This window comes from Enterobacter sp. ECC_219_Taxon_10, assembly GCF_058354905.1.
In genome coordinates, this window is the sequence record NZ_CM178005.1 from 1,329,423 (window position 1) to 1,352,420 (window position 22,998).

At 55.8% G+C, this 22,998-nt stretch carries 21 protein-coding genes and 2 pseudogenes; 13 read left to right on the top strand and 10 right to left on the bottom strand.

Features of this window, described 5'->3' with window-relative positions; translation table 11 throughout:
• The first annotated feature begins 20 nt into the window (after window positions 1-20).
• Window positions 21-1,256 (top strand): enterobactin transporter EntS, encoded by a 1,236-nt coding sequence (gene entS, locus AC4ICF_RS06305; protein WP_316380965.1) that lies wholly within the window; start codon window positions 21-23, stop codon window positions 1,254-1,256.
• Window positions 1,257-1,339: 83 nt separating this feature from the next.
• Here the strand turns inward: entS and fepB are convergent, their stop codons facing one another.
• Window positions 1,340-2,299, bottom strand: a complete 960-nt coding sequence (fepB, locus tag AC4ICF_RS06310) for a Fe2+-enterobactin ABC transporter substrate-binding protein (RefSeq protein WP_316380964.1) — start codon at window positions 2,297-2,299, stop codon at window positions 1,340-1,342.
• A gap of 187 nt (window positions 2,300-2,486) precedes the next feature.
• On the opposite strand from fepB, the gene entC reads away from it, so the two are divergent.
• The 7 genes from entC (at window position 2,487) to AC4ICF_RS06345 (ending at window position 9,881) form a co-directional block, all read left to right on the top strand.
• Window positions 2,487-3,662: an isochorismate synthase EntC gene (gene entC / locus AC4ICF_RS06315; RefSeq protein WP_316380962.1), complete on the top strand. Its 1,176-nt coding sequence runs from the start codon at window positions 2,487-2,489 to the stop codon at window positions 3,660-3,662.
• 9 nt (window positions 3,663-3,671) lie between these two features.
• A complete protein-coding gene (gene entE, locus AC4ICF_RS06320) occupies window positions 3,672-5,282 on the top strand; it encodes a (2,3-dihydroxybenzoyl)adenylate synthase EntE (RefSeq protein ID WP_316380961.1) in 1,611 nt (536 codons plus the stop codon).
• Between the two features lie 10 nt (window positions 5,283-5,292).
• Window positions 5,293-6,147, top strand: coding sequence for an isochorismatase (locus tag AC4ICF_RS06325; protein WP_116341264.1), 855 nt, complete (start codon window positions 5,293-5,295; stop codon window positions 6,145-6,147).
• The gene (gene entA / locus AC4ICF_RS06330; protein ID WP_316380960.1) at window positions 6,147-6,899 is read left to right on the top strand and encodes a 2,3-dihydro-2,3-dihydroxybenzoate dehydrogenase EntA; all 753 of its coding nucleotides are present in this window, start codon (window positions 6,147-6,149) and stop codon (window positions 6,897-6,899) included. The genes AC4ICF_RS06325 and entA overlap by 1 nt, the downstream gene beginning before the upstream one ends.
• Window positions 6,899-7,312, top strand: coding sequence for a proofreading thioesterase EntH (entH, locus tag AC4ICF_RS06335; RefSeq protein WP_116341260.1), 414 nt, complete (start codon window positions 6,899-6,901; stop codon window positions 7,310-7,312). Before entA ends, entH begins: the two co-directional genes overlap by 1 nt.
• A 149-nt stretch (window positions 7,313-7,461) precedes the next feature.
• Entirely contained in the window at window positions 7,462-9,567 is a 2,106-nt protein-coding gene (cstA, locus tag AC4ICF_RS06340; RefSeq protein WP_163330488.1) for a pyruvate/proton symporter CstA, read from the top strand.
• Between the two features lie 116 nt (window positions 9,568-9,683).
• Window positions 9,684-9,881 carry a YbdD/YjiX family protein gene (locus AC4ICF_RS06345; protein ID WP_006809671.1) on the top strand — a complete coding sequence of 66 codons (198 nt, stop codon included), beginning with the start codon at window positions 9,684-9,686 and terminating at the stop codon, window positions 9,879-9,881.
• Here AC4ICF_RS06345 and AC4ICF_RS06350 read toward each other — a convergent pair.
• The 4 genes from AC4ICF_RS06350 to AC4ICF_RS06365 form a co-directional block, all read right to left on the bottom strand.
• Window positions 9,878-10,282 carry a helix-turn-helix domain-containing protein gene (locus tag AC4ICF_RS06350; protein ID WP_316380957.1) on the bottom strand — a complete coding sequence of 135 codons (405 nt, stop codon included), beginning with the start codon at window positions 10,280-10,282 and terminating at the stop codon, window positions 9,878-9,880. The genes AC4ICF_RS06345 and AC4ICF_RS06350 overlap by 4 nt on opposite strands.
• Entirely contained in the window at window positions 10,263-10,559 is a 297-nt protein-coding gene (locus AC4ICF_RS06355) for a type II toxin-antitoxin system RelE family toxin (RefSeq protein ID WP_316380956.1), read from the bottom strand. The genes AC4ICF_RS06350 and AC4ICF_RS06355 overlap by 20 nt, the downstream gene beginning before the upstream one ends.
• 183 nt (window positions 10,560-10,742) lie before the next feature.
• Window positions 10,743-11,486: an SDR family NAD(P)-dependent oxidoreductase gene (locus AC4ICF_RS06360; RefSeq protein WP_316380954.1), complete on the bottom strand. Its 744-nt coding sequence runs from the start codon at window positions 11,484-11,486 to the stop codon at window positions 10,743-10,745.
• A gap of 57 nt (window positions 11,487-11,543) precedes the next feature.
• Window positions 11,544-12,632 (bottom strand): oxidoreductase, encoded by a 1,089-nt coding sequence (locus AC4ICF_RS06365; RefSeq protein ID WP_316380952.1) that lies wholly within the window; start codon window positions 12,630-12,632, stop codon window positions 11,544-11,546.
• A 158-nt stretch (window positions 12,633-12,790) separates the two neighbouring features.
• Here AC4ICF_RS06365 and AC4ICF_RS06370 point away from each other — a divergent pair.
• The 5 genes and pseudogenes from AC4ICF_RS06370 to pbp4b all read left to right on the top strand — a co-directional run.
• A pseudogene (locus tag AC4ICF_RS06370) lies at window positions 12,791-14,293 on the top strand (sugar ABC transporter ATP-binding protein).
• The gene (locus AC4ICF_RS06375; RefSeq protein ID WP_232935925.1) at window positions 14,290-15,285 is read left to right on the top strand and encodes an ABC transporter permease; all 996 of its coding nucleotides are present in this window, start codon (window positions 14,290-14,292) and stop codon (window positions 15,283-15,285) included. The pseudogene AC4ICF_RS06370 and the gene AC4ICF_RS06375 overlap by 4 nt, the downstream one beginning before the upstream one ends.
• Before the next feature lie 19 nt (window positions 15,286-15,304).
• Window positions 15,305-16,369, top strand: coding sequence for a sugar ABC transporter substrate-binding protein (locus tag AC4ICF_RS06380; protein WP_116341243.1), 1,065 nt, complete (start codon window positions 15,305-15,307; stop codon window positions 16,367-16,369).
• On the top strand, window positions 16,366-17,607 hold the full coding sequence (locus tag AC4ICF_RS06385; RefSeq protein ID WP_316380949.1) for an LVIVD repeat-containing protein: 1,242 nt from the start codon (window positions 16,366-16,368) through the stop codon (window positions 17,605-17,607). Before AC4ICF_RS06380 ends, AC4ICF_RS06385 begins: the two co-directional genes overlap by 4 nt.
• Window positions 17,608-17,731: 124 nt before the next feature.
• A pseudogene (gene pbp4b / locus AC4ICF_RS06390) lies at window positions 17,732-18,654 on the top strand (penicillin binding protein PBP4B); the annotation flags it as partial.
• 43 nt (window positions 18,655-18,697) lie between these two features.
• Here pbp4b and AC4ICF_RS06395 read toward each other — a convergent pair.
• From AC4ICF_RS06395 to AC4ICF_RS06415, 5 genes are all read right to left on the bottom strand, one after another.
• The gene (locus tag AC4ICF_RS06395; RefSeq protein ID WP_316380947.1) at window positions 18,698-19,114 is read right to left on the bottom strand and encodes a hypothetical protein; all 417 of its coding nucleotides are present in this window, start codon (window positions 19,112-19,114) and stop codon (window positions 18,698-18,700) included.
• A complete protein-coding gene (locus AC4ICF_RS06400) occupies window positions 19,095-20,624 on the bottom strand; it encodes a PAAR domain-containing protein (protein WP_316380946.1) in 1,530 nt (509 codons plus the stop codon). Before AC4ICF_RS06400 ends, AC4ICF_RS06395 begins: the two co-directional genes overlap by 20 nt.
• Window positions 20,625-20,640: 16 nt before the next feature.
• Entirely contained in the window at window positions 20,641-21,117 is a 477-nt protein-coding gene (locus AC4ICF_RS06405; RefSeq protein ID WP_316380944.1) for a hypothetical protein, read from the bottom strand.
• A gap of 381 nt (window positions 21,118-21,498) precedes the next feature.
• Window positions 21,499-21,831, bottom strand: coding sequence for a hypothetical protein (locus tag AC4ICF_RS06410; RefSeq protein WP_491466198.1), 333 nt, complete (start codon window positions 21,829-21,831; stop codon window positions 21,499-21,501).
• 24 nt (window positions 21,832-21,855) lie between these two features.
• On the bottom strand, window positions 21,856-22,842 hold the full coding sequence (locus AC4ICF_RS06415) for a tyrosine-type recombinase/integrase (protein ID WP_316380942.1): 987 nt from the start codon (window positions 22,840-22,842) through the stop codon (window positions 21,856-21,858).
• Window positions 22,843-22,998 lie beyond the last annotated feature (156 nt).

A 22,998-nucleotide genomic window follows, 5' to 3' on the forward strand; every position in this document is an offset into this window, starting at 1 on the left:
AATAGACTCAAGGCTTTGTCATGAATCAAAAATCCTGGCTGCTCAACCTCAGCCTGCTGAAAACGCACCCGGCGTATCGCGCCGTTTTTATCGCTCGCTTTATCTCTATTTTATCCCTCGGGCTGCTCGGCGTGGCCGTGCCGGTCCAGATCCAGACCATGACGCACTCCAGCTGGCTGGTGGGGTTATCCGTCACCTTAACCGGCGGGGCGATGTTCATCGGCCTGATGGTCGGCGGCGTGCTGGCGGACCGCTACGAGCGTAAAAAGCTGATCCTGCTGGCGCGCGGCACCTGCGGCGTGGGCTTTATCGGGCTGTGTCTGAACGCGATGCTGCCGGAGCCGTCGCTGATTGCCATTTATGCCCTGGGGCTGTGGGACGGCTTCTTCGCCTCGTTAGGCGTGACGGCGCTGCTGGCGGCAACGCCCGCGCTGGTCGGGCGCGAGAATCTGATGCAGGCGGGGGCGATCACCATGCTCACCGTGCGCCTCGGCTCGGTGATTTCACCAATGGTGGGCGGCCTGCTGCTGGCGACTGGCAACGTGGCGTGGAACTACGGGCTGGCGGCGGCGGGGACCTTTATCACCACGCTAACGCTGCTGCGCCTGCCGCTGCTGCCACCTCCGCCGCAGCCGCGCGAGCATCCTCTGAAATCGCTGATGGCCGCGATTCGTTTTCTGTTCAGCAACCCGCTGATTGGCGGCATTGCGCTGCTCGGCGGCCTGCTGACGATGGCGAGCGCCGTGCGCGTGCTCTACCCGGCGCTGGCGGGCGAGTGGCAGATGAGCGCCTCGGAGATTGGCGTGCTGTACGCCGCCATTCCGCTCGGCGCGGCGTGCGGGGCGCTGACCAGCGGCAACCTGGCGCAGAGCGCGCGTCCAGGGCTGATTATGCTGCTTGCCACGCTGGCCTCGTTTATCGCCATCGGCTTCTTTAGCCTGATGCCGGTGTGGGCGCTGGGCGTGCTGTGCCTGGTGATTTTCGGCTGGCTGAGCGCCATCAGCTCATTGCTTCAGTACACCCTGATCCAGACCCAGACGCCGGAAGGCATGCTCGGGCGCATTAATGGCCTGTGGACGGCGCAGAACGTCACGGGCGATGCGATTGGCGCGGCGATCCTCGGTGGGCTGGGGGCGATGATGACCCCGGTGGCTTCGGCGAGCAGCAGCGGGTTTGTATTGGCAATTATTGGTGTGATTTTATTAATGACGTTGGCAGAATTGCGCCGATTCAGGCAGGAGAGTGCTCCGGTGTGATTTGCCGGGTGGCGGCTGCGCCTTACCCGGCCTACATTTTGCACCCGTAGGCCCGGTAAGCGAAGCGCCACCGGGCGCAGCCGTTACCCAAAGAGTGCTTCTAAACGCTGTAATACCAACATCGCGCTGTAATAATCCAGGCGGAACGTCTCGGTTCCCAATGCCCAAACCCGTTTGTTTTTCACCGAAGGTAGATGCGCCAGCAGCGGGTTGGCGTAAATCGCATCCACGTCTTTCTGGTCGCCGGCAAACACAAACAGCCCTTCGCCGTTCAGCCCCGTCGCCAGGTTTTCCCCACCCAACTGAATAATGTCGTGGCGTTTGCCCTGGCTTTTTGACGTGTGCAGCCCGGCGGGCAGAGCGGCCAGCGTAAAGCCCAGCTGGTGCAGCAGCTTGCCCTGCGCCGATTCCGCGGTCCACAGGTTGGCGCTGTGCGCGGCGGCGGTGTAGACGATGGCGTTCACCGGCTGCGGCGGCAGCTTCATCTGCTGTTTCACCTGCGCGAGCTGTTTATCAAACTCGGCAATGCGCCCGGCTGCCTGTTTTTCCTGTCCGGTGATGCTGCCCAGCTGGGTCAGTAGCGCCTGCCAGCTCTTGTCGTCGTAGTTAATGATAAGCGTCGGGGCGATGGCGGAGAGCTGATCGTACAGCGCCAGCGCGGAATCCCCGCCGGTGGCGCCGATCAAAATCAGGTCCGGCATTTGCGCCGCTACCGCTTCGGCGCTCGGCTCGCCGATGTACAGCCGCGCAACCTTACGCTGTTTCGCAATATCGCCCCACTGGCGCAGAAAACCTTGTGCATCCGCCACGCGGTTGTTCGGCGTGGTTGCGCCGCTGGCGATGACCGGCGCGTCAATTGCCAGCAGGGAGCCGGTTAAGGTCACGCTGGTGGAGACAATGCGCGTCGGTTTGCGCTCCAGCGTATGCACGCCGCGGCTGTCGGTCACCTGGCGCGGCCAGTCTGCGGCGGTGGCTGAGGTTAGTCCTAAAACAAAAAGTCCTGTCAAAAAGAGGGCATTGCGGCAAACGGCAGGGAATTTCACTGAGCGGCATCCTGTTTTTGTTGAAGATAATGCTTCTCATTTTCATGGTTGTGAGGGAGGGATGCAAGCGTTTGTCGCACAAGTCTTTACCCGATGGTTGACAGAGGGGCGATGTGGGATTAGGTTAGCCGACGAAAATATAAATGATAATCATTATTGCTTCTTTTATCATTTTGAGGAGGATGATATGGACACGTCCCTGGCTGAGGAAGTTCAGCACGCCGCGACCACGCTGCAATCAGACAGCTTTTTCTTTATGTCGCCTTATCGCAGTTTTACTACCTCAGGCTGTTTTGCCCGCTTCTCTGAACCTGCCGTCGGCGGCGACGATCCGGCAGGGCACTTCCAGCAGAAATTCGCCCAGGCTTTCCGGAATGCAAAAGCCAGCGGCATCGCCCATCCCGTCATGGTAGGGGCCATCCCGTTCGATACCCGCAAGCCGTCGTCACTGTTTATTCCGCAACGCTGGGAGACGTTTTCCCGTCCTGCGCGTCAGCAGTCCGCGCGCTATTTCTCCGGCGCGCAGGCGCTGAAGGTGGAACAGCGCACCGAGATCCCCGCTCAGCCCGTTTTTGAAGAGATGGTCGCCCGCGCCGCGTCGCTGACCGCCACGCCGCAGGTGAACAAGGTGGTGCTGTCGCGTCTGATTGATATTGCCACCGACAAACATATAGACAGCGGCGCGCTGATGGAGCGTCTGATCGCCCAGAACCCGGCTAGCTTTAACTTCCACGTGCCGCTGGAAGACGGCGGCGTGCTGCTCGGCGCCAGCCCGGAACTGCTGCTGCGCAAAGAGGGCAGGCACTTTAGCTCTCTGCCGCTGGCAGGCTCCGCGCGCCGTCAGCCGGACGACGTGCTGGATCGCGAAGCGGGTAATAAGCTGCTGGCTTCCGAAAAGGACCGTCACGAGCACGATCTGGTCACCCAGGCGATGAAGGCCATTCTGGCTCCGCGCAGCCACCATCTCAGCATGCCTGATTCTCCTCAGTTGATTACCACGCCGACGCTGTGGCACCTGGCGACGCCGGTTGAAGGCGACGCGCGCGAGAACGAAAACGCCCTGACCCTGGCCTGCCTGCTGCACCCGACCCCGGCGCTGAGCGGCTTCCCGCATCAGGCGGCGAAAGAACTGATCGCCGAGCTGGAGCCGTTCGACCGCGAGCTGTTCGGCGGCATCGTCGGCTGGTGCGACAGCGAAGGCAACGGCGAGTGGGTGGTAACCATCCGCTGCGCGCGTCTGCATAAAAACACCGTTCGCCTGTTTGCCGGTGCGGGCATTGTCCCCGCCTCCTCGCCGGTGGGCGAGTGGCGCGAAACCGGCGTGAAGCTCTCCACCATGCTCAACGTGTTTGGCCTGCACTAAGGAACACTCATGACCATTCCCTTTACCCGCTGGCCTGAGGAATTCGCCCGGCGCTACCGCGAAAAAGGCTTCTGGCTGGATCTGCCGCTGACCCACATCCTGACGGACCATGCGGACAGCGATGCCGTGGCGATTATCGACGGCGATCGGCGCATCACCTACCGCGCGTTTCATCAGGCGGTGAACAATCTGGCGTCCGCCCTTCAGGCGCAGGGGCTGCACCGCGGCGAGACCGCGCTGGTGCAGCTCGGCAACGTGGCCGAGTTCTACATCACCTTCTTCGCGCTGCTGCAGATCGGCGTCGCGCCGGTGAACGCGCTCTTTAGCCATCAGCGCAGCGAGCTGAACGCCTATGCCGTGCAGATCAAACCCGCCGTGCTGATCGCCGATCGTGACCATGCCCTGTTCGCGGGCGATGATTTTCTTAATACCTTCGTGGATGAACACCGCTCGGTTCGCGCCGTGCTGCTGCGCGGCGATAAGGGCGCACATGCTCTGGAAGCGGCGACTGCGCGTCCGGCGGACAACTTCATTCCGAACCCGACGCCCGCCGACGAAGTAGCGTTTTTCCAGCTCTCCGGCGGCAGCACCGGCACGCCGAAGCTGATCCCGCGCACGCACAACGATTACGACTACAGCATCCGCCGCAGCAACGAGATCTGCGGTATCACCGCCGAAACGCGTTACCTGAACGCGCTCCCTGCGGCGCATAACTATGCCATGAGCTCGCCGGGATCGCTGGGCGTCTTCACGGCAGGCGGTTGCGTGGTGCTGGCGAACGATCCGAGCGCCACGCTCTGCTTCCCGCTGATTGAACAGCATCAGATTAACGTCACCTCGCTGGTGCCGCCTGCTGTCAGCCTCTGGCTTCAGGCGATTGCCGACGGGGCGGGCAACGCGCAGCTTAAATCACTGAAGCTGCTGCAGGTGGGCGGCGCGCGTCTGTCCGCCACGCTTGCGGCGCGTATTCCGGCGGAAATCGGCTGCCAGCTTCAGCAGGTGTTCGGCATGGCGGAAGGCCTGGTGAACTACACCGCGCTCGACGACGCGCCGGAGCGCATCATCAACACTCAGGGCCGTCCGATGTGCCCGGACGACGAAGTGTGGGTGGCGGACGAGGACGGCAACCCGCTGCCGCGCGGTGAGGTCGGGCGTTTGATGACGCGCGGACCGTATACCTTCCGCGGTTATTTCAACAGCCCGGAACACAACGCCAGCGCCTTCGACGCAGACGGCTTTTACTGCTCCGGCGATCTGATCGCCATTGACGAGCAGGGCTACATCACCGTACAGGGGCGTGAGAAGGATCAGATCAACCGCGGCGGCGAGAAGATCGCCGCCGAAGAGATCGAAAACCTGCTGCTGCGCCACGAAGCGGTGATCCACGCCGCGCTGGTGAGCATGGAGGACAGCCTGCTGGGCGAAAAAAGCTGTGCGTATCTGGTGGTGAAACAGCCCCTGCGCGCGGTCGAGGTGCGTCGCTTCCTGCGCGAGCAGGGCGTTGCCGAATTTAAGCTGCCGGACCGCGTGGAGAGCGTGGATGCGCTTCCGTTAACGCCGGTCGGCAAAGTCGATAAGAAACAGCTGCGCCTGTGGCTTGCTGAACGGGCACAGGGCTGAGGAACAGAGTATGGCCATTCCAAAATTAACCGCTTACGCGCTGCCGACTGCCGCAGAGCTGCCGACCAACAAGGTGAACTGGAGCTTTGAGCCGGAACGCGCCGCGCTGCTAATCCACGATATGCAGGAGTATTTCCTGAACTTCTGGGGCGAAAACAGCGCGATGATGCAGCAGGTGGTGGCGAACATCGCCAGACTGCGCGCCTGGTGCAAAGCGCACAACATTCCGGTGTACTACACCGCCCAGCCGAAAGAGCAGAGCGACGAAGATCGCGCCCTGCTGAACGACATGTGGGGGCCGGGCCTGACCCGCTCACCGGAGCAGCAGCGCATCGTCGCTGAGCTGACCCCGGACGAAGCGGACACGGTGCTGGTGAAGTGGCGCTACAGCGCGTTCCACCGCTCGCCGCTGGAGCAGATGCTAAAAGAGACGGGCCGCAACCAGCTGCTGATTACCGGCGTTTACGCCCATATCGGCTGTATGACCACCGCCACCGATGCCTTTATGCGCGACATCAAGCCGTTCTTCATTGCCGACGCGCTGGCGGATTTCACCCGCGACGAGCACCTGATGTCGCTCAACTACGTGGCAGGACGCTCGGGCCGCGTGGTGATGACCGACGAACTACTGCCGTCCGTTCCGGCCTCGAAAGCCGCGCTACGCGAGCTGATCCTGCCTTTACTGGACGAGTCCGACGAGCCGATGGATGACGAAAACCTGATCGACTACGGTCTGGACTCGGTGCGCATGATGGCGCTGGCCGCCCGCTGGCGCAAAGTGCACGGCGATATCGATTTCGTGATGCTGGCAAAAAATCCAACAATCGACGCCTGGTGGGCGCTGCTCTCCCGCGAGGTGAAGTAATGCGTTTTGATTTTACCGGCAAAACCGTCTGGGTAACGGGCGCGGGGAAGGGGATTGGCTACGCGACGGCGCTGGCGTTTGCTGAGGCGGGCGCAGAGGTGACCGGGTTCGACCTGGCCTTCCCGCAGGGCGATTACCCCTTCGCCACCGAGACGCTGGACGTGGCGGATTTTGCTCAGGTCAGCGATACGTGTGGCCGTTTGCTTAATACCCTCGAACGTCTGGACGTGCTGGTCAACGCGGCGGGCATTCTGCGTATGGGGGCGACGGACCAGCTCTCGCAGGAGGACTGGCAGCAGACCTTTGCGGTCAACGTTGGCGGCGCGTTCAACCTGTTCCAGCAGACGATGGGCCAGTTCCGCCGTCAGCAGGGCGGGGCGATTGTCACTGTGGCATCCGACGCGGCACACGCGCCGCGCATCGGCATGAGCGCCTACGGTGCCTCGAAAGCGGCGCTGAAAAGCCTGGCCCTGACCGTCGGGCTGGAGCTGGCGGGCAGCGGCGTGCGCTGTAACCTGGTGTCGCCGGGCTCAACGGACACCGACATGCAGCGCACCCTGTGGAAAAGCGACGATGCGGAGCAGCAGCGTATTCGTGGCTTTGGCGAGCAGTTCAAGCTCGGTATTCCGCTGGGCAAGATTGCCCGTCCGCAGGAGATTGCCAGCACGGTGCTGTTCCTGGCATCCGATGCCGCCAGCCATATCACCCTGCAGGATATTGTGGTGGACGGCGGCTCCACGCTGGGGGCCTGATGATCTGGAAACGTCATTTATCGCCTGAAGAACTGAACGCCACCAGCGTGAACACCCTTGTGGCACATCTGGGCATCGTTTATACCCGCCTCGGGGACGACACGCTGGAAGCGGAGATGCCGGTGGATGCGCGCACCCATCAGCCGTTTGGCCTGCTGCACGGCGGGGCGTCGGCGGCGCTGGCGGAAACGCTGGGCTCAATGGCCGGTTTTCTGATGACCCGCGACGGGCAGAGCGTGGTGGGCACGGAGCTGAACGCCACGCACCATCGCGCCGTCTCTCACGGTAAGGTGCGCGGGGTGTGCCAGCCGCTGCATCTGGGGCGTTCGAGTCAGAGCTGGGAGATCGTGGTATTCGACGAACAGGGGCGGCGGTGCTGCACCTGTCGGTTGAGTACGATGGTGCTGGGGTAGGCCATTCGGCTGAAAGTGATCGGCTTAACACTGTGGTGTAAATCTCTGGTTTGACCACGCATTATTGCGTTTCAAAGTTGTTAAATTTTATCCGTTGTTCTAGAAACAAAATGTAACATCTCACTGTTTCACAACAACGGATAACAGCTATGAACAACTCAGGGAAATACCTTACATGGGCGGTGCTCTCCGTTGTGGGAGCCTTTGCCCTGGGCTATATCGCCCTCAACCGGGGGGAACAGATCAATGCGCTCTGGATCGTCGTCGCCTCCGTCTGCATTTATCTGATCGCGTACCGTTTTTATGGCCGCTATATCGCTAATACCGTGCTGGCGGTTGACGGCACGCGCATGACGCCTGCCGTGCGCCACAATGACGGTCTGGACTACGTGCCGACCGACAAAAAAGTGCTGTTCGGTCACCATTTTGCGGCGATTGCCGGGGCGGGTCCGCTGGTGGGGCCGGTGCTGGCGGCGCAGATGGGCTACCTGCCGGGGATGATCTGGATCCTCGCGGGCGTGGTGCTGGCGGGGGCGGTGCAGGACTTTATGGTGCTGTTCGTCTCCACCCGCCGCGACGGCCGTTCGCTGGGCGAGCTGGTGAAAGAGGAGATGGGGGCAACCGCCGGGGTGATTGCCCTCGTGGCGACCTTTATGATCATGGTGATCATCCTCGCGGTGCTGGCGATGATCGTTGTGAAAGCGCTGACCCACAGCCCGTGGGGGACCTACACGGTTGCCTTCACCATTCCGCTGGCGCTGTTTATGGGGATCTACATACGCTACCTGCGCCCGGGCCGCATCGGTGAAGTGTCGGTGATTGGCCTGGTGTTCCTGGTGTTTGCGATTATCTCCGGCGGCTGGGTGGCGGAAAGCCCGACCTGGGCGCCGTTCTTCGACTTTACCGGCGTACAGCTGACCTGGATGCTGGTGGGCTACGGGTTTGTGGCGGCGGTGCTGCCGGTGTGGCTGCTGCTGGCCCCGCGTGACTACCTCTCTACCTTCCTGAAAATCGGCACCATCGTCGGGCTGGCGATTGGCATTCTGATTATGCGTCCGACCCTGACCATGCCGGCGCTGACCAAATTTATCGACGGTACCGGTCCGGTCTGGACCGGCAACCTGTTCCCGTTCCTGTTTATCACCATCGCCTGCGGCGCGGTGTCGGGCTTCCACGCGCTGATTGCCTCCGGGACCACGCCGAAGATGCTGGCGAATGAAAATCAGGCCTGCCTGATTGGCTACGGCGGCATGCTGATGGAGTCCTTTGTGGCGATTATGGCGCTGGTTTCCGCCTGCATTATTGACCCGGGCGTGTACTTCGCGATGAACAGCCCGATGGCGGTGCTGGCCCCGGCCGGAACCGCTGACGTGGTGGCCTCTGCCGCGCAGGTGGTGAGTGGCTGGGGCTTTGCGATTACTCCGGAAACGTTGACGCACATTGCTGATGAGGTGGGCGAACAGTCGATCATCTCCCGTGCGGGCGGAGCGCCTACGCTTGCGGTGGGCATGGCCTACATCCTCCACGGCGCGCTGGGCGGGCTGATGGACGTATCGTTCTGGTATCACTTCGCCATACTTTTTGAGGCGCTGTTTATCCTGACGGCGGTGGATGCGGGAACCCGTGCGGCGCGCTTTATGCTGCAGGACCTGCTGGGGGTGATCTCCCCGAACCTGAAGCGTACCGACTCGCTCCCGGCTAACCTGCTGGCGACAGCGCTGTGTGTGCTGGCGTGGGGCTACTTCCTGCACCAGGGCGTGGTGGATCCGCTGGGCGGGATTAACACCCTGTGGCCGCTGTTCGGTATCGCCAACCAGATGCTGGCAGGCATGGCGCTGATGCTCTGCGCGGTGGTGCTGTTCAAGATGAAGCGCCAGCGTTACGCCTGGGTGGCGCTGGTGCCCACCGCGTGGCTGCTGATTTGTACCCTGACGGCGGGCTGGCAGAAAGCCTTCAGCCCGGACAACAAGGTGGGCTTCCTGGCGATCGCCAACAAGTTCCAGGCGATGATCGACAGCGGTAAGATCCCGGCGCAGTACACTGAGTCCCAGTTGTCGCAACTGGTGTTTAACAACCGTCTGGATGCCGGGCTGACCATCTTCTTTATGGTGGTGGTCGTGGTGCTGGCGTTATATTCTCTCAAGACCGCGCTGGCGGCTTTGAAAAACGATAAGCCAACAGCGAAAGAGACGCCGTACGAGCCAATGCCTGAAAACCTGGAAGAGATTGTCACCCAGGCGAAAGGGGCGCATTAATTTAACCAAATATACCCCTCACCCTAACCCTCTCCCCAAAGGGGAGAGGGGACTTTTAATACCCTCTCCCCTTTGGGGAGAGGGCCGGGGTGAGGGGAACATGCGAGAAACGACCTATGTTCGACACCCTTTCCAAAGCAGGTAAGTACCTGGGCCAGGCCGCCAAAATGATGATTGGTGTGCCGGATTACGACAACTACGTCGAGCATATGCGCGTCAACCATCCGGACCAGACGCCCATGACCTACGAAGAATTTTTCCGCGACCGTCAGGATGCCCGCTACGGCGGCAAGGGCGGGGCGAAGTGCTGTTAACCCTCTTTAGGTAAATAGAGGCTGATTTGCTCCTGTTTACAGCCGTAGATGGCCGCCAGCTTTTCACGGGTGCGCTTTTGCGGTCTGGAGTCCAGCGCTTCCAGCTGTGACACGGCAGACTGGCTGATGCCGAGTTTCTCAGCCACCTCCTGCTGGGACATGCCGCGCAGGATACGCCACGCGGCCTGCAGGCTGACGTTCTGCCAGGTCATGATGCTGCACACTTCTCCGGGCAATTCCACGTCATCATAGCAATCGTGTTCGACTTCAATATCCTCCAAATCGTCGTCGGTTTCGTCGTCAATCTCTGCCATCTGTAAGCACATACGAAAGTATTCGTCATAGGGCATGACCACGAACTGTGTTTTCCCATTATTGTCCTTAATCAGCTGAACAGCCATAGGGAGCTCTTTCCTCATGCAGGTAAGTGGTTGATGTTCTACGTTTAACGTCCACAACATAACAATCGTTATCCGGATCGTCCCGCAGCGTAATAAGGATGCGGTAATCGCCTACGCGTAACCGGTAATGATTTTCTAAAACCGATATTTTTATGATATCGGGGCGGGGAGCCGAGCGGTCATCCAGTTCAGCCAGTTTTGTTTCAATGCGTTGTCGAAAGCGACTATCAATTCGGGACAACGACTTCTTTGCTACCTTTGACCACACAATCTTCATCCGTACCTCCACTGTACGCCCACACAAAACATAAGGAAATAATAAGACTATTAGATAAATTCTGAATTTCTAATGGCCTACTGTAGAGCGGAGAAAAAACGGGAGAAAGCGGCAAAACGCGAACCGTCGAGAGCGCTCGGGAAGGCCTCTGCCGGGCGACAGAGGCTTGCAGAAAATATGCGATCAGGCGTTCAAACCGCCGTCTACGTCCAGACCGGTACCGGAGATCTGACTAGCAGCCGGGCTGGCAAGGAAGGTGACCGCCGCCGCGACGTCTTCCGGCTGGCCGTAATGGCCCAGGGCAATAAGCTGACGCTGAGCGTCAGCCTGTTCGCCGTCTTCCGGGTTCATATCGCTGTTGGTCGGGCCGGGGTGCACCAGGTTAACGGTAATGCCGCGCGGCCCTAAATCACGGGCCAGTCCGCGGGTGAGGGAGTTAAGGGCAGATTTGGTCATCGAGTAAACGGCAATGCCCGGCTGCGCCACGCGGTTTGCCAGACAGCTGCCGATGTTGATGATGCGCCCGCCGTCGGACATATGCACCAGCGCTTCCTGAATGGCGATCACCACGCCGCGGATGTTGACGTTGATAAGGGCGTCAATGTCCGCCAGCGTCATGGACTCCAGCGGGCCGCCGCGCGCGATCCCGGCGTTGTTGACCAGAATGTCCAGCCCGCCAAGGGAACGCGCCGCATGGGTGACGGCATCCTGAATCGCCTGCGCGCTGGCGCTGTCCGCCTGCACGGCTTCGCTGTGCCGTCCCAGCGCCTTAATCTCATCGGCGACCGCCTGGGCTTTATCGGCCGATTTTTCATACGTAATAATCACATCCGCACCGGCGCGCGCCAGCGAGAGTGCAATTGCCCGGCCCAGCCCGCGGCTGGCGCCGGTAACCAGCGCCTTTTTACCTGTTAAATCGATCTGCATGATGACCTCGTTACGAGAGTGGTAAGAATCATCATTAGGTATAGCCCGTCGGCGCGATTAACGGCTGAAGGATTCCACTTTCTCAAACGCGGCGCGCAGAACGTCAGGCGTTAGCGCAACCGGCAGATAGTGAATCGACTCCACCGGACGCAGGGTGTGGGCAATGACCTTATCCAGCGCTTCCCGGTTATTAATGTCGACCTCCAGCTCGTGAAGCGTGGTCGGCAGGTTAAAGCGCTTGTACGCCGCCATCAGCTGCGCCAACACGTCGTCCTGGCCGAGCAGGGCGCTCTGCACCAGAATGCCGTAGGCCACCTTGGTGCCGTGCAGGTATTTTTCCGTCTGCGGCAGCACGGTTAATCCGTTGTGTACCGCATGCGCTGCCGCCACGCGGGTGTAGCGTTCGCCCAGGCCGCCGACCATCCCGCCGCCTGCGATAATTGCATCCACCACGTCCCGGAACGCCTGCGTCTGTTCGCCGCGCTGCTGGTCGGCCAGCGCTTGCTCACTGTGTTCCAGCAGTACGTCGCGGATCGCCAACGCACCGTTGATGCCCAGCCGCACGGTCAGCGGCAGATTTTCAGGCTGCGGGGCAAGCACTACCGCCTCATACCACTTCGCCAGCGTATCGCCGATGCCCGCCAGTAGATATTCCTCCGGGGCGTTAAGGACGATCTGCGGCTCCACCAGCACCAGGAAGTTGGCGTCGTCGAAGATCTCAAAATGCAGCGCCTGACCGGCATCGTTGTACCAGACGGAGAGCGGGGTCCACGCCGCGCAGGTGGCGGCAATGGTAGGGATGCCCACAAACGGCACCCCTAAGCGGCGCGCCACGGCCTTGACGGTATCCAGTACCGCGCCGCCGCCGATGCCAATCACCACGCTGGCGTCGCTGCCGGACTCGTTCACCAGATGGGTGACGTCGCGCTCGCTGCAGTGGCCTTTAAACAGCAGGTGTTTCGCCCCCGGCGCGTTAAAGCTCTCCGGCAGGAACGGGCGCGCACCTTCGATAGCGCGCTCGCCGTAGATCCATACCGCGCGGGAAAGCTGTTCCGGGGTAAAGAAGTTATCCAGCTGCGCAAGGCTTCCGGGATGAGAGAAGTAGTTCGCCGGGCCGGGCACGACGCGGATATCGGTGTTGCTCATGGTGTTGTCCTTTTTAGCAAGCGCTAACCCGATGTTATGTCTGGACATCCGGATGGCTAATAATATTTCGCTTTAAGTTATGCCTTTTCCGTCGTTGTCAGTCAACCGGAGCTGTGAAAAATTCGATAAATCAGAAGAGTAATGAAGGATTTACGCGGATGGTTTCCAGTCGCCTTGAAATGCGCGGTATCAGCCTGGCCTTTTCCGGTTTTCAGGCGCTGTCGTGCGTGAATTTCACCTTAACCGGCGGGTCGGTACATGCGCTGACCGGTGCCAACGGCGCGGGGAAATCGACCCTGATGGCGGTGCTGTGCGGCACGCACGACCACTATGAGGGCGAGATCAGCATCAACAATCAGCCAGTGAGCATCCGTGAACCGCTTGATGCCAAACGGCTGGGGATCCACCTCGTACAGCAGGAGGTGGATGTGGCGCTGATCCCGGGGTTAAGCATTGCTGAAAACATTATGCTCGACCAACTGGCGCTGCCGGGGCATCGCTTCAACTGGCGCGGCGTCCGCCAGCAGGCGAGGCAGGCGCTGGCGCAGCTTGACGTTACGCTGGACGTGCGCCGTTCCATCGACAGCTGTTCGCTGGCCGAAAAGCAGCAGATTTTGCTGGCGCGCGCCTTGTCTCATCACTGCCGTTTTTTGATTCTTGATGAACCCACCGCGCCGCTGGACGCGCACGAGAGCGAGCGTCTGTTTACGGTGGTGAGACGTTTAAAGCAGCAGGGCATCGGCGTGGTGTTTATCTCCCACCGCATTCACGAGCTGAAGGCCATCTGCGACACCTTAACGGTGCTGCGCGACGGCAGGCTGATCGAATCCGGCCCGATGGCGGAGCTCAGCGGCGAAGCGATCGTCGAGAAGATGCTCGGCCACGTGCTGAGCGATATCTATCCGCCCGCGCGGCCCCCGCACGGCGAAGAGACGCTGCTGCGGGTGGAGGGACTGCGCGACGACGCGCTGCTGAAAGATATCTCCCTGCACCTGCGCAAAGGCGAAATCCTCGGGATTGCCGGGCTGGCGGGGGCGGGGAAAACCGAACTTTGCAAGGCGCTGTTTGGCGCCACCAAAAGCCGCGTGGCGCGCGGTGAGCTGAATCATCAATCCTGGTAGCCGCGCGATCCGGCCGACTCCGTGCTGCGAGGTCTGGCGCTGGTGCCGGAGGAGCGGCGCAAAGAGGGCATTTTTATCGACGAGCCGGTGAGCATGAACCTTGCCGTGAGCGCCGATAACAGCTTTTCGCGCTGGAGCCTGTTTGGCCATCGTCAGGCGTGGCGCTGGGCTGAAGAGGTGATTGCCCGCGTCGGCGTGCGCGCGCGCGGGCCGGGGCAGGTGCTGCGCCGCTTATCCGGCGGCAACCAGCAGAAGGTCGCCATCGGTAAATGGCTGCGCAATGACGCCAGCGTGCTGATATTCGACGAGCCTACCAAGGGCGTGGACGTGAAGGCCAAAACCGACCTGTTCCAGCTGATTGACGGCCTGGCGCGCGAGGGCAAAGGGGTGATTTACGCCTCGGGCGAATTTGCTGAACTGGTGGGATTGTGCGACCGCATCTGCGTGCTGTGGGACGGGCGTATCGTGGCGGAAATCGCCGGGGCGGAGGCCCGCGAAGAGACACTACTTTATTATTCAACCGGAGGAACGGCGTCGTGAGCAAGGCCCTTTCAGTAACGGCGGCGGCGTCTGGCCGTCAGCAACTTTTTGATTTTCTCTACAGGTGGGGCATGCTGTTAACCGTCGTCGCGCTGGTGGCCGTCTTTGGCCTGGCGTCGGACAGCTTCCTCGATCCGAACAACATCATCAACATTCTGCGCTCGATTGCCATCGTGACGGTGATTGCCGTTGGCGTGTCAATTTCGTTGACCGTTGGCGGGTTCGATCTCTCCGTGGGCTCCACCGCGTCGCTGGCGAACGCGCTGGTGATTTCCCTTTTCGTCTGGCACGGCTTTGGTACCACCGAGTCGATTCTGATCACCCTCGCACTCTGCACGCTGGTGGGGCTGTTTAACGCCTTCCTGATCGTCATCCTGCGTATTCCGGACATGCTCGCGACGCTTGCCAGCCTGTTCGTCATTCAGGGCGTGGCGATGACCTACAGCTACGGCGGGTCGATTACCGAGAACATGGTGCTGCCGAGCGGCGACATGGCGGAAGGGACCATTCCGGCGGCGTTTAGCCTGCTGGGGCAGGTGCCGACCATCGTGATCGTCATGCTGGTGGTGACCGTGCTGGCGCAGCTTGGCCTCTCGTTGACCACTCACGGACGCCGGATGTACGCCATTGGCGGCAACCCGGAGGCGGCGCGTCTCTCCGGCATTCGCACCACGCGCTACAAGGTGGCGGCCTACGTGATTGCCTCGCTGCTGGCGGGGCTGGGCGGCATTCTGCTGGCCTCCCGCATTGGATCGTCGCAGGTGAATGCGGGCGGCGGATACCTGATGGATGCGGTGGCGGCGGCGTGGATTGGCTTCTCGCTGGCAGGCTCCGGCAAGCCGAACGCGCTGGGAACCCTGGTCGGGGCGGTCATTCTCGGCGTGCTGTCGAACGGGCTGGTGATGCTCTCCGTGCCGTATTACGCCATGGACATTATAAAAGGGCTGGTGCTCGCGGTGGCACTGGCGATTACCTACATACAAAAACGCTGACAACACAACGGGATAAAAAATGAAAAAGATTGCACTCTCTTTGGTGGCACTTGGATTGCTCACTGCTCTGCCGGGCTTCGCGGCCACGCCCGCGCCGCTTCCGGCGGCCATTGCCAACCATGACGGCCCCATTCGCATCGCGGTGATCCGCAACCTGGGCTCGGATGACAACACCACGCAGTTTGTTGCCGGGGCGATTCAGGAAGGGAAAAAGCTCGGCTTTAAGGTCAGCACCTTTTTAAGCAACGGCGATGACGCCAAATTCCAGGACTTCGTTAACCAGGCCATCAGCCAGAAATATGACGGGATTATTCTCTCTCAGGGGCGCGATCCGTACTCCACCGCGCTGGTGAAGAAAGCGGTGGATGCCGGTATCAAAGTTGCCGTCTTTGATACCGCCGTTAACGGCGAGATCCCGGGCGTGACCGTCACCCAGCAGGACGACGCCTCCCTGACGAACCTCTCTTTCGGCCAGCTGGCGAAAGATTTCAACGGCAAGGCGAATATCGTCAAGCTGTGGGTCGCGGGCTTCCCGCCGATGGAGCGCCGTCAGGCAGCCTATAAAGCGCTGCAAAAGCAGTACCCGGATATTAAAGAGCTGGAGTCCATCGGCGCCGTCTCCTCTGATGTGCAGGGCGATACCGCCAACAAGGTGGGTGCGATCCTGGCGAAATACCCGAAGGGCAAAATCGACGCCATCTGGGGCACCTGGGACGCTTTTAGCCAGGGCGCGTATAAGGCGCTGAAAGAAAATGGACGCACCGAGATCAAGCTCTACAGCATCGACATCTCCAACCAGGATCTGCAGCTGATGCGCGAACCGGGCAGCCCGTGGGCAGTGAGCGTGGCGGTGGATCCGAAGCTGATTGGCGCGACTAACGTGCGCCTGATCGCCAATAAGATTGCAGGAGAAGCGACGCCAGCAACTTACGATTTCAAAGCGGCGGCCATTCCGCAGGCGCTGCTGACCGCCCAGCCAGGGGCGGTGAACGTGGCGTCTCTGGGGAAAATCATTCCGGGCTGGGGCCAGACGGAAGATTTCATCGCGCCGTGGTTTGCGACGCTGGAAGCGAAAAATAAATGAGCATGCTTCCTACGCCAGAATACAGCCGCAATATGCGGCTGATTGGCCATAGCGACCAGGGCGGCCGCCCGGACGGCGTGCAGCTGATGGTGCATCGCGGCTTCGCCTATATCGGCCATATGGTGTCGCAGGGCTTTTCGATTGTTGACGTGCGCGACCCGAAAAACCCGAAAGCGGCGGGCTATGTGCCCGCGCCGCCCGGCACCTGGAACGTGCACCTGCAGGCGCATGACGACCTGCTGCTGGTGATTAACGCCCGGGATCTGTTTGCCGATGCCCGCTTTGCCGACGAGAAGGTCTACTACACCCGCCAGGTGGGGGAGACCGTCAGCGACGTGCAGGACAAAGGCTGGAGCGCCGGGCTTCGAGTGTTTGATATCTCCACACCCGACAGGCCGCACGAAATCGGCTTTCTGTCGCTGAGCGGCATCGGCATTCACCGCATCTGGTACGTTGGCGGGCGCTGGGCCTACGTGTCGGCGCTGATCGACGGCTTTACCGACTACATCTTCCTGACCATCGACCTGGCGGACCCGCGAAAGCCCGAGGTGGCGGGGCGCTGGTGGCTGCCGGGGATGAACCAGTCCGCAGGCGAACAGCCGAACTGGCCTGAAGGGAAACGCTACGCACTGCACCACGCGATTATCGCGGGGGATACCGCCTACGGCAGCTGGCGCGACGGCGGCCTGACGCTGCTGGACGTGAAGGACCGCACCCGGCCGAAGTTGATTAGCCACCGCAACTGGAGCCCGCCGTTTGGCGGGGGAACTCACACCGCGCTGCCGCTGCCGGACCGCGATCTGCTGGTAGTACTGGACGAAGCGGTGCTGGATAACCAGCAGGACGGCGAGAAGCTCATCTGGCTGTTTGATATCCGAGAGCCGTCGAACCCGGTAAGCATCTCGACCTTCCCGCAGCCGGATGAAACCGACTACGTGGCGAAAGGGGCGCACTTTGGCCCGCACAATCTGCACGAGAACCGGCCGGGGAGCTTTGTCAGCTCGACGCTGATTTTTGCGACGTATCAGAACGCGGGCGTGCGCGCATATGACATTTCCAACCCGTATCGCCCGGTGGAAACCGGGGCGCTGGTGCCCGCCGCGCCGGAGAGAATGATGGACACGCGGCCGAATCGCCCGCAGGTGATCCAGTCGTGCGACGTGTTTGTGGACGCGCAGGGAATTATCTACAGCACGGATTATAACGGCGGGCTGTCGGTGATTGAGTATCTGGGGTGAGTGCGGTTGTTGCCCCTCACCCTGACCCTCTCCCACAGGGAGAGGGAATAAGCAGAAGGAATACAATTAAATACCTGCATTTTCAATGGGTTACGAGGAAATCGAACGAAAGATAAACGTTAATGATCTGGTTTCGAAATATATTCCGGGTTTCAGCGACTCACCTAGCGATGCAATTAAAGGTAAAAATGCCCTTCGCATAACTGATATTCTTCATCATACTGCCGGGTTTCCTGCTGACCCACAATATCCTAATCAAAAAGTAGCCGGGGATTTATTTTCTCAGGATAAAGCCACTACGCTGGAAATGATTAAGAAAACCCCGCTTGAATACCAGCCAGGTACAAAGCATATCTACAGTGATGTTGATTACATGATCCTCGGGTTTATTATTGAATCTGTAACATCAATGCCGCTCGATAGGTATGTTGAAAATAACATATACAAACCGCTCGGATTAACGCATACAGTGTTTAATCCACTGGTGAAAGGATTTACGCCTAAACAAATCGCCGCTACTGAACTGAACGGCAATACCCGCGATGGGGTTGTCAACTTCCCTAAAATACGTACCAGTACGATATGGGGCCAGGTTCATGATGAAAAAGCCTGGTACTCGATGGGTGGCGTATCGGGCCATGCGGGGTTATTCTCTACACAAGCGATATTGCTGTTCTGATGCAAGTTATGCTGAATGGGGGGGCGTATGGGAACGTCAGGCTGTTTGACAGAGCTACAGTTGAGCAGTTCACACAAAGCTCGTCAGAAGATGTTACGTTCGGCCTGGGCTGGCGCGTCAATGCTACTGCCTCGATGACGCCAACGTTCGGTGTGTTGGCAAGTCCTCTGACATACGGCCATACAGGATGGACAGGTACACTGACAGCTATAGATCCGGTTAACAATATGGCTATCGTTATACTCGGTAACAGGCCGCATTCACAAGTAGCGAATCCAGCCGTCAATCCTAATGTATTTGTCAGTGGCTTGCTACCAGCGGCGACATATGGATGGATAGTTGATCAAATATACGGTGCATTAAAATAAAGATATAAATATAAAAAGGGACTCGTTAAAGTCCCTTTTTTTATCAAATGAATGCTTCAGAACACATTGCGATAGCCATTGCTGATATAGAAATAACCCAAAGTGCCGCTTCGATTTTGAACCCAAAAGTTAGCTCTCTAGGTAAATGGCGTATAAAATTATATGCTTCAATACTCATATCATGATTAGTTACCCGGTTGTAGGGAAATATCAGGCTTCCCATTATAAATCCAATTTTTGCATGATAAGCACTCGGTGTACCTATTAAACTGGCATTTTTAGACATTCTTGCTGTTAGCGGTAATTGACCAAATTGCTGTTCATATAATTTAACTATTTCAGTATAATTATCTTTGTTGATTACATGTGAAATAAATAACAAAAATAAAAAACTCAATAGAAAAACCACTATTGAAGTTATTTCTATAATTTCTAGGTTTTCAATAAAAAAGCTTTTCATACATCATCAACCCAGATTCTTCATTGAATGAATCGGGAGTTGGAATTGATTTATCTTTTAGTTTATCAATTCCTTTATTAACTCCTTGACCTAGTTTTTCACCCATGGATTCACCCACCTTTTCAGCTTGTTTCCCGGCTATTATGCCAGTTCCAATGCCGGTTACAAGGCATAAGCCAGCTCCGATCGCACCCACTTCTGCCGTTGCCAAACCTAAAACCCACATACAAGCTCCCCTGGCAGCTACCCCAGCGGCACCTCCCGCTGTTATACCCGATGCTTGTTTAAGCGTGAATTTACTATATTCATTTATTGTTGCTTTTCTACATTCATTTTCTCTCCCCGTCGCACAAGCCTCATAAATATTGGATGTGTATGATGCAAAATCCAATCCTATTCCAACGTATCCTACGTTTTTCATTATTTTTATTAATTTTGCAGAGTTTTCAATATATGTAGCATATCCTTCAATATTATTAACTCCTGTTCTATCCCATTTATGCATTATAGAGCTTGTGGATAATCCTAAAGATTTTTTTATATCATTGTATTCTTCTAAATCAAGGCTGGATTTGCTGAATTTGGTTAATATTAGTTCTAACTTATTAAACAAGATTTTCCTTCTCCCGAAAAACTCTTGCCCTGAAATAATCCCGTTGTTACGGTTGTATGCATCTTTATAAAGATTTTCTATTTCTTTTAATATTCTATTAATTTCTTCATAGTAGCCTTTACCTACTTCACTGATCGCACCTAAGCTATCACCTGCATTTCCTAAATACTTACTATAAAGCTGATACGAAAAGGCATCTACTGCCCCTCTGTTATCATGCAATAATTTAGCTTCCTTCAATGTAAGCGGTTCTAATGCTTTATCTATCCTGTCACGCGCTTTTTGCAGTGTTTCAATTTGTTGCTTATCTTGCTTTTCGGGATCAACAACAATCAAAATCGAGCCTGGTTGTTTCTGTACATCTGGATTTAATTTGTGATAAAGCTCACGTGTCCCTGCTGGCGGATTTATAAAAAACCATGGTTCATATGACGCAGGTCTGGCCCCGAAGGGTAGTACACAAAATCCCGCATCAACAGGCGCACGTGGAGAGTTTACTTTTTCTTTGAACTGTGGCGTTACTTCTACTTTTGCTAGTGATACTTCTCTATTCTGAGCCACGCTTGTATGAGCATTATTTATTTGTGGTTTTGGCGTTGACGCTACTTTGCGCTCACTTTCAAAGTCATAGCTTGATTCGTACCTGGAATTTATAAATCTGCATTTGCATGGACAAGTTCCTCTGCTATGTAATGTTCCTGCCGCACTAACACCATGTATCATGTAATTAGGTATACCGCCAGCAATATGATATATCTTATTATCTTTTCCACAGATATATTTGTCACCGTTACGTGCCGTTGCTTTGTTGTAAAATGAGTGATTCTCACTGCCTGAAATTATTCTCCCCCCACAGCTTGTTTTATCACCTACTACCAAAAAATAGCCTGTAGCCATAATTCCCTCACTTGTATTACTTAATTTCAGTTAAATTATTTGGATTGGTATTAAACCATTCGTTGTTCCATGTTGTGATATACTTGCACTCGTCAATATCAACTACATCGCACTCAATTAGATTCATGGTTTCATATGCAATCACAGCTTGCTGCATTAAACATTCATTGTCAGACGAAATATTGTTCTTACAATAGCTTTCATAATATCCTACTCTATTTCTCCACATTTTTTGGAATTTTTCAGTCACTTGTTTTGGGATTTTTAGTGTTGCATACTTATCCTCAGTACATATTATTTTGGTGTTAAATGTAATTGGGATTGTTGCCTGTAGTATGTGACGCTTTGAAAATAAAACATTAATATCTTTGTTGGTCCAAAAGCCAGAATTGAGCAACACATGATATTGATCGGTATTTTGCACAGCTTGATTATGAGTCATCATTTCTTGTATGTTTAATTCGTTTAATGAATATGCTGACCATTTTTTCATTAAATTTTCTCTCAATAAACACACTATAAATTGCAGCTTCCATTCGTGACAGAAATACTGATATTCCCTTTATTTCTTCATTGTAACTACGCCACAGTGGTTCCAGCCATTTTATTCCTTTATCAGTATTGGAATCATATAAATCGGTCACTCGTGCTAAGACCCATAATTGATGGTCGCATATATATTGTTTAAAGTTTTTATTGCTTTGTACAAAATACATTTATGGATTATCTCCTTGGATGAAAGGTATAATAAAAATGTATTTATCATACAATTAATGTGGTTTGCATCACATCAATCAAAAAAAAGCCTGAATTTTTTTTGTAAAAATTCAGGCCGTAAATTACTACTTGAAAATGCATTTATAAGAAGAATGTTTTATAGCATTTTTTGTTTCTCGACAATCATTTCTATATTTTGTAACCCATCCTTTGATAACAAAATTCCAAGCGCTTTATCCCATTTTAAAGTTATTTCACGCTTCTCTACGAAATAATCATATTTATCATAATGTTTTTTACTAATGGTTTTATTTACGTGCTGGTTGACTATATCACGCTCATTTTCAGTGAAGTGTAACATTCCTCCAAGTGTTTTGAATGTACGACGAATGTCGCGCATTGTGAACGACTGATCGAAATGTTTTTTTGTGAATTCGTTCATATGCTTTTTCCATGCATCACTATTAAGCCCTTTAGTGGGCTTTTCCATTTTAGTAACTGGATTCATTTTTATTTATTTATTATACTTTTTTAATTGTTCATCAAAGTTGACATTGGGGAAAAAGAAATCACTGTCAGGATATCTTTCAGCCTGTTTTGCCAGAACTACTTTCGCCTTTTCAGAAAGATATATTACAGATTCTATCCCTGTTTTCGAAAACTCTTTAGCAAGTATGATTTTGTTATTTTCAGGAACATATCTACTTTTCTGTAAATGACACAATTCAAAGGGGCGTTGACCGCATGTATAAAATCCCAACTCTATTAAAGAGTGAACGTCAGGAGGGAGTATGTTTTTTTCGTTATTGAGTAGCGTTAATAGATATCGTAACTCTTTAAAATCTAGATAACGTTCTCCGGGGGTTCCTGCGTCAAAGTTCTGAACGTTACGAACAGGATTATTTGAAATCTGAAACTGCACACCGCTTGAGTTTGAATCACTCATTGGATCATTATCAGCTACAGCGCCGTATTCGTACAGCGCATGTAGCTTCTTTCGGACTTCTTTAGCCCTTGACATATAACCTTGCTTTGTCCAGTGCTGGATACAGCGCGTAATCTGCACAGATGTAATCTCATTTGCTATTTCATCGCCTGTAAATAGCTTTAATTTGATCACCTGTTCCGAGAGTGCGCCGTACTGACTGATTGTACTGCGATGTCCTGAACGCGATTTAAACGCTATGAATGCTGCAAACAGTTCGCGCAATGTTCCGGTACGCATTTTTTTACCCATCGCGTCAGAACGCTCCTGGTGCGCCATACCTGCCAATTCAGCATAACGTTGCGTTGCCTGTTCGAGCGTGAAACGAGGCCAGTCTCCCAACGTTTTAAACTTGCGCTTGCCCCCGACCTGAAAGCGATAGACGAACGATTTACGGCCTGAAGGAAAAATTTTTATACCTAACCGCCCGGTTCCCCTCGTACCGTCGTCCCGGAAAACATAGTAAGCTGACTCTTTTGCGCGTAGTCCGCCGATCACACTATCATTTAACCGCATTGTTGCTTTCTCCTTTTTGCATAAGCGGTGCATACAATTTGCATAACAGCGGGTGTTGTTGCGGGTGCTGTTACACTGAAATCGTATGCATCCGAATAGGATTGCACAACTGTTAAATAGACTTGTTAATCAGTGAGTTACAACAAGTCTGCGATT

Bases quoted from the DNA above. Each gene is read 5' to 3' on its own strand.
- entS (WP_316380965.1), top strand. From the start codon at position 21: ATGAATCAAAAATCCTGGCTGCTCAACCTCAGCCTGCTGAAAACGCAC.
- entC (WP_316380962.1), top strand. From the start codon at position 2,487: ATGGACACGTCCCTGGCTGAGGAAGTTCAGCACGCCGCGACCACGCTG.
- entE (WP_316380961.1), top strand. From the start codon at position 3,672: ATGACCATTCCCTTTACCCGCTGGCCTGAGGAATTCGCCCGGCGCTAC.
- AC4ICF_RS06325 (WP_116341264.1), top strand. From the start codon at position 5,293: ATGGCCATTCCAAAATTAACCGCTTACGCGCTGCCGACTGCCGCAGAG.
- entA (WP_316380960.1), top strand. From the start codon at position 6,147: ATGCGTTTTGATTTTACCGGCAAAACCGTCTGGGTAACGGGCGCGGGG.
- entH (WP_116341260.1), top strand. From the start codon at position 6,899: ATGATCTGGAAACGTCATTTATCGCCTGAAGAACTGAACGCCACCAGC.
- cstA (WP_163330488.1), top strand. From the start codon at position 7,462: ATGAACAACTCAGGGAAATACCTTACATGGGCGGTGCTCTCCGTTGTG.
- AC4ICF_RS06345 (WP_006809671.1), top strand. From the start codon at position 9,684: ATGTTCGACACCCTTTCCAAAGCAGGTAAGTACCTGGGCCAGGCCGCC.
- AC4ICF_RS06350 (WP_316380957.1), bottom strand. From the start codon at position 10,282: ATGGCTGTTCAGCTGATTAAGGACAATAATGGGAAAACACAGTTCGTG.
- AC4ICF_RS06355 (WP_316380956.1), bottom strand. From the start codon at position 10,559: ATGAAGATTGTGTGGTCAAAGGTAGCAAAGAAGTCGTTGTCCCGAATT.
- AC4ICF_RS06360 (WP_316380954.1), bottom strand. From the start codon at position 11,486: ATGCAGATCGATTTAACAGGTAAAAAGGCGCTGGTTACCGGCGCCAGC.
- AC4ICF_RS06365 (WP_316380952.1), bottom strand. From the start codon at position 12,632: ATGAGCAACACCGATATCCGCGTCGTGCCCGGCCCGGCGAACTACTTC.
- AC4ICF_RS06380 (WP_116341243.1), top strand. From the start codon at position 15,305: ATGAAAAAGATTGCACTCTCTTTGGTGGCACTTGGATTGCTCACTGCT.
- AC4ICF_RS06385 (WP_316380949.1), top strand. From the start codon at position 16,366: ATGAGCATGCTTCCTACGCCAGAATACAGCCGCAATATGCGGCTGATT.
- AC4ICF_RS06395 (WP_316380947.1), bottom strand. From the start codon at position 19,114: ATGAAAAGCTTTTTTATTGAAAACCTAGAAATTATAGAAATAACTTCA.
- AC4ICF_RS06400 (WP_316380946.1), bottom strand. From the start codon at position 20,624: ATGGCTACAGGCTATTTTTTGGTAGTAGGTGATAAAACAAGCTGTGGG.
- AC4ICF_RS06405 (WP_316380944.1), bottom strand. From the start codon at position 21,117: ATGAAAAAATGGTCAGCATATTCATTAAACGAATTAAACATACAAGAA.
- AC4ICF_RS06410 (WP_491466198.1), bottom strand. From the start codon at position 21,831: ATGGAAAAGCCCACTAAAGGGCTTAATAGTGATGCATGGAAAAAGCAT.
- AC4ICF_RS06415 (WP_316380942.1), bottom strand. From the start codon at position 22,842: ATGCGGTTAAATGATAGTGTGATCGGCGGACTACGCGCAAAAGAGTCA.